This window comes from Ralstonia sp. PBBBR1 (genome assembly GCF_002256165.1).
Lineage (GTDB): Bacteria > Pseudomonadota > Gammaproteobacteria > Burkholderiales > Burkholderiaceae > Ralstonia > Ralstonia thomasii.
In genome coordinates this window covers 119,131-131,723 of record NZ_NKIL01000013.1, presented here as the reverse complement: position 1 = coordinate 131,723, position 12,593 = coordinate 119,131, and the positions used below count along the sequence as shown (strand labels likewise).

The window sequence follows — 12,593 nt, the reverse complement described above, 5'->3', positions numbered from 1 at the left end:
TTACAGCATCTCCAGCGCGCTCGGCCCCTTGGGCGGCGGGAAGATGCTGTCCAGCATCGCAAGCTGCTCAGCCGTGAGCGTGTGCGATAACGCGCTGACGTTTTCGCGCAGCCGGTCACGATGGCCGGTCTTGGGAATCGCGATGATGTCGTCGCGCGCCAGCAGCCACGCCAGCGCCACCTGTGCCGGCGTCATGCCGCACGCCTGCGCGAAGCGCACCAGCTTCGGATGCCGAACGAGCCGCGCCTGCTCGATGGGCGAATAGGCCATCACCGGCACACGGCGCTCGCGCAGCCAGGGCAACACATCCCATTCGATGCCGCGCCGGCTGAGGTTGTAGAGCAGCTGGTTGACGGCAATCTGATCGCCGCCGGGCACGTCCCACCATTCCTGCATGTCGGAGAGGTCGAGATTGCTCACGCCGTACTGGCGGATCTTGCCCTCGCGCTGCAGGGCCTGCAGGCCTTCCAATGTTTCTTCGAACGGCACATCGCCGCGCCAGTGCAGCAGGTACAGGTCGAGCCGGTCGGTGCCGAGGCGGCGCAGGCTGCGCTCGCACGCGGCAGCAATACCGCGCCGGCTGGCGTTGTGCGGATAGACCTTGCTCACCAGAAAGACTTCATCGCGCCGCCCGGCAATGGCCTCGCCAATCAGCGATTCAGAGAGGCCTTCGCCGTACATCTCGGCGGTGTCGATCAGGCGCAAACCCAGGTCGAGGCCCAGGCGCAGCGTGGCGATTTCTTCGGCGCGCGTGGCGCGGTCGTCGCCCATGTTCCAGGTGCCCATGCCGAGTGCAGGGACGCGTTCGCCGTTGGGCAGAGTGACGTGTTTCATGTCGTGCTTTCCGATCGGAGGCAAAACATGAATCTACAAGAGACGCGGCGCATCGGTAAGGCTGCGCCGGTCCGGTCAGAAAATACGCGCTAGCGCGCCTGGCGTTGCGCCGTCCATCGACGATAGCGCCGCGACTGGCACGCTGCGGCCAGTTGCTGCTGAATCAGCGCGCGCAGCGGCGACACGCGCGGGTCCGTCGTGCGCCCCTCGCTCAGCCGGTTGAGCTGAAACTTGACGACCGCCATGTTGGCCAGTGCGCCCAGCGCCTTGTTCTTCCACGTGATGGGCTGCAGCGCGGGCGCGTTGTTCTTGCCGCCAGCCCAGTCGCGCGGCAGGTTTGGATCGATGGACAGCGCAGTCGCAATGCCCACCATATCGACACCGCTGTCGACCACCTGCTCCGCCACCGCCCGACGCCGGATGCCGCCCGTGACCATCAGCGGCATGCGTGCGATGGCGGCAATGTCGCGCGCAAATTCCAGGAAATACGCTTCGCGGGCAAGCGTGCGGCCGTCGCGCGCGTGCCCTTGCATGGCAGGCACTTCATAGCTGCCGCCGGACAGTTCGACCAGATCGACGCCCAGCGGGTTGAGCAGCTCGACCACCTGCTTCGCATCGTCAGGGCTGAAGCCGCCGCGCTGGAAATCGGCCGAGTTCAGCTTGACCGCCACCACGAACTGCGGCGACACGGCGGCACGCACGCTGCGCACGATATCGAGCAGCAGGCGCGCACGGTTTTCGATCGGGCCGCCCCACTGATCCTGCCGCCGGTTGGAAATGGGCGACAGAAACTGGCTCAGCAGATAGCCATGGGCGGCGTGGATCTGCACGCCGGTAAAGCCGCTCTGCTCGGCCAGTTGCGCGCTGCGCGTGAAGCGCTGCTGGACTTCGCCGATATCCGCCTCGGTCATCTCGCGCGGCACCGGAAACTGCTTGGACAGCGCGCCCAGCGCCAGCGGAACTGCCGACGGCGCCAGCGTCGGCTGCCCGAGCGATGCCGGCATCTGGCGCCCCGGATGGTTGATCTGCACCCACGCATGCGCGCCGTGCGCACGCGCCACCTGGGCCCAGCGGCGGAAGCGCTCGAGATGCGCGCCGCCTTCGAGGACGACGCCGTTCGGGCCGGTCATGGCGCGGTGGTCGATCATCACGTTGCCGGTCAGGATCAAGCCCGCGCCACCTGCCGCCCACGCCTCATACAGGCGCAGCAACGCGTCGGACGGTGCGTGATCGGCATCGGCCATGTTTTCTTCCATGGCGGCTTTGGCAAGGCGATTTGGGATCACCGCGCCGTTGGGCAGAACGAGGGGCGTGAAGAGCTTCATGGTGGCATCCGCGTGGGATTTGACATTTGACGAGACCTCAACCCTAAGCCTAAAGTCAACTTGAATGTCAAGTCTGCGGAGCACGCACATGAAGATTGGTGAACTGGCGCGCCTGAGCGGCGTGGCCGCCTCGCGCATCCGGTTCTATGAAGCCAGCGGCCTGTTGCAGCCGGCTGAGCGGCAGTCCAATGGCTATCGGGAGTACGCGCCGGAATCCGTCACGCGGCTGCAGATCATCCTGCGCGCGCAAAGCGCGGGGTTCTCGCTGGAAGAGATTCGCGCCCTCTTGCCCGGACACCAGGGCGCGTGGCCACGCGAAGAACTTCTGCAGGCGCTGCACAGCAAGGTCGCGGAAATCGGCGTGCTTGAGCAGCGCCTGGCGCAAAACAAGCGCGACTTGCTTGCGCTCATCCGCGAAGTGGACCACGAGGCCGACGGCGAAGACTGCGCCGACCGCGCCCGCCGCGTGTTCGACAAGATGAACCTCCGGCCGCTCGCGCAACCTGCCGCCGAACCGCAGATGCGCCATGCACGAAAGCGCGGCTGAGGCGCCAGCCTGGTCCGAGACACTATTCCGAGACACGCTCGAACGTGTCGGCGTTGATCATCACCGCGTGCGGCCACGCCCGCTTGCTCTCGCCATCTGTGGACTGGTCCAACACCACGTGCCAGACCGTCTCCAATCGGCCTTCACGCAACACGCCGGCAACCGCGCACACCATGTCGCCCTTCGGCGTCGCCCCGGCGAACGCGAAGCACTGGTTCTGGTCAGCGGCGCCCCGCAGCCACGCGATCTGGATCCGCTGGATGTTGAAACGCTGCTGGCGCTCCAGCTCATTGCGCTCGAACGCCTAAGCCCCGGCGTGAGCGAGCCGCGCATTACGCTGCAAGGGCATGCGCTGTTGAAGGCGCTGGGTGTGCTCCGCGCGCGCAAGGCGTGCTAGCAGCGCTGGCATAGCGGGCACGGAATCGACTCAAAATCCGCGTAGGGCGTGACGCAGCAGCAAGGCAGACAGCACCAGCATCGTCACGCCAATCAACCCATCCAATACCTGCCACGCCTTGGGCCGGGCAAACCACGGTGCGAGCCAGCGAGCGCCGAACCCCAGCGACACAAACCAGAACAGGCTGGCCGACCCTGCCCCCGCCACAAACCAGCCACGCAATGCCGAGGCTTGCTGCGCGCCAATGCTGCCCACGAGCAGCACCGTGTCCAGATACACATGCGGATTGAGCAGCGTAAAAGCTGCCGCCTGCGCCAACGCTGCGCGCCGGCTGAGGCCATCTCCGCCCGCGGCGGCCCGTAACTGGTTGGAATGCCGGGCCCGCCGCAGCGCGTGCACGCCATACAGCAACAGGAATGCGGCGCCCGCCAACCCGAGGAATCGCGCGAGACTGGGCCGCTCGCCCAGGGCCTGCGCCATACCAAGCACGCCCGCCAGGATCAGCACCGCATCGGCCATCGCACAGAACAGCACGACGCTGCCCACATGCTCACGGCGCAGGCCCTGACGTAGCACGAACGCGTTCTGCGCGCCGATGGCAACGATCAGGCCCAGGCTCAGGGCCAGGCCCTGCAGGAAGACGGAAGAGGAAGTCGCTATCGAGGTCGTCATGCGCGCAGCTTGCCGGCCCGATTGAATGAAGACAAACTATCTTTTCTTCATCTGATTCAGTTTTCCTAACTCACGTGCTGGATTATTCCGCCCTGGCGGCGTTGGCTGCCGTCATTCGAGAAGGCAGCTTCGATCGCGCTGCCCGCGCACTGCATGTCACGCCGTCGGCCATTTCGCAGCGCATCCGGTTGCTGGAAGAACGCGTCGGCTGCGCGCTGGTCGTGCGCGACCAGCCGTGCCGCCCCACCGAGACCGGCCGGCGGCTTTGCCAGCACGTCGACCGCGTGCGCCTGCTCGAACAGGAACTGCAAGGCACGTTGCCGACGCTGGCGCCAGAGGACGCGGCGCGTGTTGCGCTGCCCATTGCCGTGAACGCCGACAGCCTGGCGACGTGGCTCGCGCCAGCGATCGCCACATTCGCAGCAGCCCACCCGGTGCTGATGGAGGTGGCGGTGGATGATCAGGATCACACCGGTGAATGGCTGCGCAGCGGCGCCGTGCTGGCAGCCGTTACCGCCACCGCGCGGCCGGCCACAGGGTGCAACAGCCGTCCTCTTGGAGCCATGCGTTATCTGGCTGCGGCCAGCCCCGCTTTCGTACAGCAACATTTCGCAGACGGCGTCCGCGCAGGAGAACTGGCGCAAGCGCCCTGCCTCGTGTTCAACACCAAGGATGCGTTGCAGGCCACCTGGGCCAGGCGCCTGTGCCATCGACATGTGGAACTGCCGCGCCATCTGCTGCCGTCATCGCAGGCGTTTGTGACCGCGGCCGTGGCCGGCATGGGCTGGGGGCTGCATCCGCATGCGCTGATTGCGCAGCATCTTGAAGACGGCTCGCTGGTCGAGCTGGTGCCGGATACGCCGTTGGACGTTCCGCTGTATTGGCAGCATGCGCGGGCGGCCTCGGCGCTGCTCGATGAACTCAGCCGCCAAGTGCTGACTGCTGCGCGTGCCGCGCTGCTCGCTCCTTGATCCGTTACAGCGCGTTCAGAGGTATCTTGAGGTACTGCACGCCGTTCGGCTCGGCCGGAGGCAACATGCCCGCGCGAATGTTCACCTGAATGGCCGGCAGCATCAACGTCGGCATGCCGAGCGTGGCATCGCGCTTTGTGCGCATCTGCACGAACTCGGCCTCGGTCACGCCATCGCGCACATGGATGTTGGCGCGGCGCTGCTCGGCCACCGTTGTGTGGCACACGGCTTCGCGCCCACCGGGCGGATAGTCGTGGCACATGTAGAGGCGCGTGTCCGGCGGCAGATCCAGCAAGCGGCGGATCGACTGGTACAGCGTGCCCGCATTCCCTCCCGGAAAATCGCAGCGCGCGGTGCCCACGTCCGGCATGAACAGCGTGTCGCCCACAAACACCGCATCGCCCACCTGATACGCCATGTCTGCCGGCGTGTGGCCCGGCACGGCCAGTGCCTTTGCTTCCAGATTGCCGATATGGAACACCTCGTCCGGCGCAAACAGATGGTCAAACTGGGAGCCATCGAGCTGGAACGCGGGCTCGAGGTTGAAGATCGGCTTGAACACGCCCTGCACGACGCGAATGCGCTCACCGATGGCGATACGCCCGCCGAAACGCCCACGCAGATATGGTGCGGCCGACAGGTGATCGGCATGCGCGTGGGTCTCCAGTAGCCATTCGATGCGCAAGTCCTGCGCTTCGATGAACGCCGCAACGCGGTCGGCCGAGCGGGTCGTCGTGCGGCCCGATTTGGGGTCGTAGTCGAGTACCGAATCGATCACGGCACAGGGCGTGCCGGGCCCCGCGTGCACGACGTAGGTCATGGTGCAGGTATCGGGGTCGAAGAAGGATTCGATCTGGGCGTGCATGGTGGACTTTCCCGAACAATCTATATTTTTATAGAATATCGTCTGACATTCTGTCTGCCAATAGCGCAAACAGCATGAATAAACCCTCGCACCACGCCCCGATGAGCCATTCCACTGCCAGTCCCGATGTTGTGCCGCTGCCTGAGGCGGCCATTTCCATGCTGCGCGCCTCTGCGTCGCAGGCGTGTGCCGTGCTCAAGGCCATGGCCCACGAAGACCGCCTGCTGCTGCTCTGCCAGCTCACGCAGGGCGAGCGCAATGTCAGCGAGTTGGAGGCGCTGGTCGGTCTGCATCAACCCAGCCTGTCGCAGCAATTGGGCGTGTTGCGCGACGAGGGCCTTGTCGCCACGCGGCGCGAAGGCAAATACATCTACTACCGGCTCGCCAGCTTCGAGGTCATCCAGATCATGCAGACGCTGTCCGAGCTTTACTGCGGCAAGGTCATGAAGAAGATGGCGGGACGCTGACCATGTCGCCGATGGAAGCGGGTTGGATCATCAGTGCGGGGCTGGGCTCCGTGGTTGGCCTGATCCTGGCGCTGACGGGCGCAGGCGGCGCCATTGTCGCGGTGCCGCTGCTGATTTTTGGGTTGCATCTGTCGGTGCCGGAAGCTGCGCCCATTGCACTGCTGGCGGTGGGACTGTCCGCCGGGCTGGGTGCGACGCTCGGCTTGCGCGAACGCAAGGTCCGCTACAAAGCCGCTGGGCTGATGGCGCTGTGCGGCGTGGTGATCTCGCCGTTCGGCATCTGGGTTGCGCACCGCGTGCCGAACACGCCGCTCACGCTGCTGTTTGCAGTGGTGCTCGCCTACGTGGCGGTACGCATGTTCCGGCAAGCGCGCGCAGCACCGTCCACCGAGCCGCGCCCGAGGCGGACAGCACCGCCCTGCCACCTTGACAGCACCACGGCCAAGCTCGTCTGGACGCTGCCGTGCGCGCGCGCATTGGCTGCGTCGGGCGTGGGCGCAGGCTTCCTATCCGGGTTGCTGGGCGTGGGCGGCGGCTTTGTCATCGTGCCCGCATTGCGCCGCGCGACCGATCTGCCGATGCAAACCATCGTCGCCACCTCGTTGGCGGTGATTGCGCTGGTGTCCGGTGGCGGTGTGGTCGCCTCGGCCATCGGCGGGCATGTCGATTGGCATATTGCGCTGCCGTTTGCCGCCGGCGCCTTGACCGGCATGCTAGTGGGCAGACGCTTTGCGCGGCATCTTGCAGGGCCGGCGCTCCAGCAAGGATTTGCCGCGTTTGCGGGCGTCGTGGCGCTCGGGATGATTGTCCGAACACTCATTTGACCAGCTTGTTGCGAAAGCGGTACAATCGCGGTCTTCGGGGCGTAGCGTAGTCTGGTAACGCGTCCGGTTTGGGACCGGAAGACCGCGGGTTCAAATCCTGCCGCCCCGACCAGAATTGAGCAGCAAACAAAACGGCTTACGTTCACCACGTAAGCCGTTTTGCTTTGGAGCGACGCATTGCGGCGCATGGTGTCATCTGACGATGCTATAAAGACAGCATCCGCATCATGCAATGCCGCTCCCTTTTCCATGAACCTCATCCTGTGGCGCCACGCTGAAGCCGAAGACGTGGCAGCATCCTTGCGCATCCAGCGCAACACCGATCTCCAGCGAGAACTCACCAAGCGCGGTCACAAGCAGGCCGAGAAGATGGCCAATTGGCTGCGCCCTCGCCTGCCGGCAGACACGCTCGTGCTCGCGAGCCCCGCGGTCCGCACACAGCAGACCGCACGCGCCCTCACCGAACATTTCCAGACGCTGCCCGCGCTCGCGCCTGGCGCAGATGTGAGCGCGATCCTCGATGCATTGGACTGGCCGTCGAATACGAACCTGCTGCTGGTCGGCCATCAGCCGTGGCTCGGGCGCCTTGCCAGCCTGCTCATTGCGGGCACCGAAATGGACTGGAGCGTAAAGAAAGCCGGCGTGTGGTGGCTCTGCCGCCGCATGCGTGAAGACGAAGCACAGACCGTGCTGCGCGCGGTGGTGAACCCCGATCTCGCGTGACACATCACGTTGGTCACAGCATCGCCACGCAAAATTCACGCAACGGTCACGGTTGACACGCTTTTGTCGCGGATCTGTCACGCAGCGTCTCTAGAATCGCTTCGAAATCCACCTTTGGGATGCACGAATGCGAGACCTGCCGACGCCCACCCAGCCATTGATCGACGCACTGCCGAGCCTGAACCTGGGCAACGCTCGGAGGGGCCTTCCTCGCTCGCCCGACGCTGTTCCGGCGCGTGACAAGCCTGTTCTGGCCGTTTCGTGGGCGCGCCATCAGGATGAAGTGACCGAAGCGCAGCGCCTGCGCTACAAGGTGTTTGCCGAAGAAATGGGCGCCCGCCTGCCCTCGGCCCACACGGAACTGGACGTCGACATGTTCGACGCCGTGTGCGACCACCTGATCGTGCGCGACCAGAAGACGCTCCGCGTGGTCGGCACCTACCGCGTGCTGCGCCCGGACGCCGCCAAGCAGATCGGTTGCCTGTATTCCGAATCCGAATTCGACCTCGTGCGCTTGGCGCACTTGCGTCCGAAGATGGTCGAGCTTGGCCGCTCGTGCGTGCACCGCGACTACCGCTCGGGCAGCGTCATCATGGCGCTGTGGGCCGGCCTGGGCGAATACATGCAGCGCTACGGTTTCGAATCGATGCTGGGCTGCGCAAGCGTGTCGATGGGCGATGGCGGTCACTTTGCAGCCAGCCTGTATCGCAGCTTCGTTGACGATGGCTCGCTCGCACCGATCGAGTATCACGCCTTCCCGCGCGTGGCACTGCCGGTGGACGAACTGAACCAGGATCTCGAAGTCGAGCCGCCTGCGCTCGTGAAGGGCTATCTGCGCCTGGGCGCACGCATCTGCGGTGCACCGGCCTGGGACCCTGACTTCAACGTCGCCGACTTCCTCACGCTGCTGCGCCTGTCGGACATCAACCCGCGCTACGCACGCCACTTCCTGCGCGGCTGATATCGCTCCGAACAGCGCCACATCAAATAAAACGGCCCGGGTCACTCCGGGCCGTTTTGCTTGGGATGCTGCGCGACGCTTTACACGTACACCACCTTGTAGCGGCGGCCGATGCGCTGCCACTCATCGGCTTCCTTCGTCAGGCTGTATTCCACCAGCGGATTCTGCTCGATCCAGTTCTTGGGCAGCTCGACTTCGAAACCGCCTTCGTTCAGTTCGCCCTCGCTATGGCGCACGCGCAAGCCCGGCAACTGGATCGCTCCGCGCCTGCGGCACAGCACAAACGCCAGACGCAGGCTGAACAGCATCCGCCAATCCAGGAACTTGCCGCCGCCCGAAAGCTTGCCCAGCTTGCCGGCGTGGCCCAGCAGCAGCGTTGCCAGGCGCGCTTGGTCTGTCCTGGAAAAACCCGGCATATCGGCATGGCTGGCGATGTACGCCGAGTGCTTGTGGTACCCGCTGTGCGAGATGCTCATGCCGATCTCGTGCAGGTTTGCCGCCCAACCGAGCAGCGCGAGATTGTCTTCGCGGCGCTCATCGGGCGGATCGGGAAACTGCGACAACAGCGCCGTCGCCGCATCGCGTACCCGGCTTGCCTGCGCACGGTCGACGTTGTAACGGCGCATGAACTGTTCGATCGTCACCGTGCGCATGTCTTCATGATGCGTACGGCCGAGCAGGTCATACAGCACGCCCAGGCGCAAGGCGCCATCGGTCACGTCCATACGGTCGACGTCGAGTTCCGCAAACACGCCCAGCATGATCGACAGGCCGCCCGGCAGCACCGGAATCCGGTCCGCCTTCAGGCCGTTGAGCTTCAGGCGATTGGTGTTCTCTGACTTGACGAGCGCGCGCTTCAGGCGCTCCAGCCCTTCACGCGTAATACCGTGTTCGTTGCTCTTGTCATTGAAGCCGTTCAGCTCGATCAGCTCAGCCAGCGCACGCGCCGTCCCCGATGACCCGACGGCCTGCGTCCAGCCAGCCGTGCGGTACTGCTGCACGAGCACCTGGATCTCGCGACGCGCGGCCAGCTCGGCCTGCTTCATCGCGTATTCATCAACGTTGCCGTTCGGAAAGAAATGCCGGCTGTGCGAAACGCAACCGATGTACAGCGACTCCATCAGCTTGGGCTTGTAGCCGTTGCCGATAATGAACTCGGTGGAGCCGCCGCCGATGTCGACGACGAGCCGGTTGCCCTGGCACGCCGGTGCGTCATGCGATGCACCGAGATAGATCAGGCGTGCCTCTTCGCGGCCCGCAATCACCTCGATGGGAAACCCTAGCGCGGCTTCCGCCTCGATCAGGAATTCCTGCGCGTTCTTGGCCACGCGCAAGGTGTTAGTGGCCACGGCCCGGATATGCTCGGGGGAAAAATCACGCAAGCGATCGCCAAAGCGGCGCAAGGCGTCGACGCCGCGCCGGCGCGCGGGCTGATCCAGGTATTTATCTTGCGTAAGCCCGGCAGCCAAACGCACCGGTTCGCGCAGCGCATCGACCTGGAAGATCTGGGTACTGCTGGCACCGTTGGCACCAAGGGTTTCGTCGACGCGGCCGATCATCAGCCGGAAGCTGTTGGAGCCCATGTCGACAGCAGCCAGCAGACGGGGGGTGGGACTCATGAATGAAAACGGGTGAGGAGCAGAATCAGGGGCGCGGGGTATTGTCGTTCGAAACAATGCGCAACAAAATATGTCTTTATTGTGTCCCGAACGTGACAAATCCAATGTGTCACAAATTTGACACTGAACTATGAAAAAGTGGCCAGATCGTCATCCGTCAGAACACAACATGTCGACATTGCCCGCGGGCGATCTGCTCAATCGCGAACTGGGCATCCTGGAGTTCAATGCCCGTGTGCTCGCCCAGGCCGCCGACCCGGGTGTGCCGCTGATGGAGCGGCTGAAATTCATCTGCATCGTCTCGAGCAATCTCGATGAGTTCTTTGAAATCCGCATTGCCGGATTGAAGGAGCAGATGCGCGACAACCCTTCGTCGGTCACGCCCGACGGGCTGTCGGTGCAGCAGGCATTTGGCGTGGTCTCGGAGCGGGTGAGGCAACTGGTCGCGCAACAGTATGCCATGTTGCAGGAGGAGATCCTGCCGTTGCTGGAGAAGGAAGGCGTCTTCTTCCACATGACCACCAATTGGAATGAAGCCCAGCGCGCTTGGTGTCGGAGTTTCTTCCAGCGCGAGCTGGTGCCCATCCTGACCCCGATGGCTCTTGACCCAGCGCACCCGTTCCCACGCGTGCTCAACAAGAGCCTGAACTTCATCATCGAGCTGTCGGGCAAGGATGCATTCGGCCGTGAGGCTGAACTGGCCATCGTGCAGGCCCCGCGTGCCCTGCCCCGGCTTGTGCAGATGCCGCCGGAACTGTCGGGCTACCCGTATGGGTTCGTGCTGCTGTCGTCGTTCATGCAGGGCTTTGTGCATGAGCTGTTCCCGCAGATCGACGTACATGGCTGCTACCAATTCCGCGTGACGCGCAACTCCGACCTGTTTGTGTCGGAAGATGAAATCACGGACTTGCGCGAAGCGCTGCAGGGTGAACTGTCTACGCGCCACTTCGGCGACGCAGTGCGCCTGGAAATCGCACACGACACGTCGCCCGCGCTGGTGGTGCGACTGCTGCAGGAGTTCGGCCTGACCGACGCGGACTGCTACCGCGTCAAAGGGCCTGTGAACCTGGTGCGCCTGCTGCAGGTGCCCGACATGGTCGACAAACCGGTGCTGAAATACCCGCCGCACGTGCCGGCAACGGTCAGGCAGGTGGCCAACAGTTCCAACGTGTTTGACGCCATCCGCCAGGGCGACATCCTGCTGCACCATCCATACGAAAGCTTCACGCCCGTGCTGGAGCTGCTGCAGCAGGCAGCGCGCGACCCTGACGTAGTCGCAATCAAGCAGACCGTCTACCGCACCGGCAACGAATCCACGGTGATGGAAGCGCTCATCAAAGCTGCGCACAACGGTAAGGAGGTGACCGTCGTCGTCGAACTGCTCGCGCGCTTTGACGAAGAGACGAACATCAACTGGGCGGACCAGCTTGAATCGGCCGGCGCTCATGTCGTGTATGGCGTGGTCGGTCACAAGTGCCACGCGAAGATGCTGCTGGTGGTGCGCCGCGAAGTGTCCGGCAAGGGCAAGGCCGTCAGGCTGCGCCGCTACGCGCATCTGGGCACGGGCAACTACCACCCCAAGACCGCCCGCCTCTACACCGACTTCGGCCTGATGACGGCGAACGAGCAGATCTGCGAAGACGTGCATCACGTGTTCCAGTTGCTCACGGGCACGGGCGCACAGGTCAAGCTGCATCATCTGTGGCACTCGCCATTCACCATGCACGACAACCTGATCGAGCACATTCGAGCTGAAGCGCGTGCCGCTCGCGCAGGCAAACGTGCGCGCATCATCGGCAAAATGAATGCACTGCTGGAGCCGGCCATCATCGACGAGCTGTACAAGGCGTCGCGGGCGGGCGTGAAGGTCGACTTGATCGTGCGCGGGGTGTGCGCTCTCAAGCCGGGCGTGCCGGGGCTGTCGGAGAACATCAGCGTGCGCTCCATCGTCGGGCGTTTCCTGGAGCACCACCGCGTCTACTACTTTCATGCCGGCGGCGAGGAAGTCGTCTACCTCTCCAGCGCCGACTGGATGGACCGCAACCTGTTCCGTCGTGTGGAAGTAGCCTTCCCCGTGCTCGATCGCAAGCTTAAGGCACGTGTCATCAAGGAAAGCCTGCAGGTGCATCTGCGCGACAACGCATCGGCGTGGGTCATGCAGCAGGATGGACGCTACGTCCAGCGCCAGACGCGCGGCAAGCACGTGCGCGTCAGCCAGTTGGAACTCCTGAACCTCTTCTCGCCGCAGGCTGCTGCGGCGGCGGAGACGGCTGCCGCAGTGGCGGCGGCAACGGCCGCTGAGGCGCCGGTGCGCGCTCCGGTGGAGATCTCCGCAGGCTGATCCACCGGCCTGCCGGCAAACAAAAACGCACGCTCACCAGCGTGCGT

Annotated in this window: 13 protein-coding genes and 1 tRNA gene; 9 read left to right on the top strand and 5 right to left on the bottom strand. The window is 64.4% G+C overall.

Annotation, left to right across the window (positions count from 1 at the left end):
* Complete coding sequence (locus tag CFE42_RS20950; RefSeq protein WP_004634213.1) at positions 1-834, bottom strand: aldo/keto reductase; 834 nt, start codon at positions 832-834, stop codon at positions 1-3.
* A gap of 89 nt (positions 835-923) precedes the next feature.
* Positions 924-2,159, bottom strand: coding sequence for an NADH:flavin oxidoreductase/NADH oxidase family protein (locus tag CFE42_RS20945; protein WP_004634214.1), 1,236 nt, complete (start codon positions 2,157-2,159; stop codon positions 924-926).
* Between the two features lie 88 nt (positions 2,160-2,247).
* On the opposite strand from CFE42_RS20945, the gene CFE42_RS20940 reads away from it, so the two are divergent.
* Both CFE42_RS20940 and CFE42_RS20935 read left to right on the top strand, forming a co-directional pair.
* The gene (locus CFE42_RS20940; protein ID WP_004634216.1) at positions 2,248-2,706 is read left to right on the top strand and encodes a MerR family transcriptional regulator; all 459 of its coding nucleotides are present in this window, start codon (positions 2,248-2,250) and stop codon (positions 2,704-2,706) included.
* 118 nt (positions 2,707-2,824) lie between these two features.
* A complete protein-coding gene (locus CFE42_RS20935) occupies positions 2,825-3,103 on the top strand; it encodes a hypothetical protein (protein ID WP_238563839.1) in 279 nt (92 codons plus the stop codon).
* A gap of 30 nt (positions 3,104-3,133) precedes the next feature.
* On the opposite strand, the gene CFE42_RS20930 is transcribed toward CFE42_RS20935, so the two are convergent.
* Positions 3,134-3,775, bottom strand: a complete 642-nt coding sequence (locus tag CFE42_RS20930; RefSeq protein WP_251471312.1) for a LysE/ArgO family amino acid transporter — start codon at positions 3,773-3,775, stop codon at positions 3,134-3,136.
* 74 nt (positions 3,776-3,849) lie between these two features.
* On the opposite strand from CFE42_RS20930, the gene CFE42_RS20925 reads away from it, so the two are divergent.
* Positions 3,850-4,746, top strand: coding sequence for a LysR family transcriptional regulator ArgP (locus CFE42_RS20925; protein WP_004634221.1), 897 nt, complete (start codon positions 3,850-3,852; stop codon positions 4,744-4,746).
* A gap of 4 nt (positions 4,747-4,750) precedes the next feature.
* On the opposite strand, the gene CFE42_RS20920 is transcribed toward CFE42_RS20925, so the two are convergent.
* Positions 4,751-5,611 (bottom strand): MBL fold metallo-hydrolase, encoded by an 861-nt coding sequence (locus tag CFE42_RS20920; protein WP_004634223.1) that lies wholly within the window; start codon positions 5,609-5,611, stop codon positions 4,751-4,753.
* A gap of 101 nt (positions 5,612-5,712) precedes the next feature.
* On the opposite strand from CFE42_RS20920, the gene CFE42_RS20915 reads away from it, so the two are divergent.
* From CFE42_RS20915 to CFE42_RS20895, 5 genes are all read left to right on the top strand, one after another.
* On the top strand, positions 5,713-6,078 hold the full coding sequence (locus CFE42_RS20915; protein ID WP_037044716.1) for a metalloregulator ArsR/SmtB family transcription factor: 366 nt from the start codon (positions 5,713-5,715) through the stop codon (positions 6,076-6,078).
* A gap of 2 nt (positions 6,079-6,080) precedes the next feature.
* A complete protein-coding gene (locus CFE42_RS20910; protein ID WP_004634226.1) occupies positions 6,081-6,902 on the top strand; it encodes a sulfite exporter TauE/SafE family protein in 822 nt (273 codons plus the stop codon).
* 35 nt (positions 6,903-6,937) lie between these two features.
* A tRNA-Pro gene (locus tag CFE42_RS20905) sits at positions 6,938-7,014 on the top strand.
* Between the two features lie 137 nt (positions 7,015-7,151).
* A complete protein-coding gene (sixA, locus tag CFE42_RS20900) occupies positions 7,152-7,625 on the top strand; it encodes a phosphohistidine phosphatase SixA (RefSeq protein ID WP_004634229.1) in 474 nt (157 codons plus the stop codon).
* 127 nt (positions 7,626-7,752) lie between these two features.
* Positions 7,753-8,586, top strand: coding sequence for a GNAT family N-acetyltransferase (locus CFE42_RS20895; protein WP_004634231.1), 834 nt, complete (start codon positions 7,753-7,755; stop codon positions 8,584-8,586).
* 80 nt (positions 8,587-8,666) lie between these two features.
* On the opposite strand, the gene ppx is transcribed toward CFE42_RS20895, so the two are convergent.
* Positions 8,667-10,205 (bottom strand): exopolyphosphatase, encoded by a 1,539-nt coding sequence (ppx, locus tag CFE42_RS20890; RefSeq protein WP_004634233.1) that lies wholly within the window; start codon positions 10,203-10,205, stop codon positions 8,667-8,669.
* A 169-nt stretch (positions 10,206-10,374) separates the two neighbouring features.
* Between ppx and ppk1 the strand changes: the two genes are divergently transcribed.
* On the top strand, positions 10,375-12,546 hold the full coding sequence (ppk1, locus tag CFE42_RS20885) for a polyphosphate kinase 1 (protein WP_004634234.1): 2,172 nt from the start codon (positions 10,375-10,377) through the stop codon (positions 12,544-12,546).
* Positions 12,547-12,593: the final 47 nt, after the last annotated feature.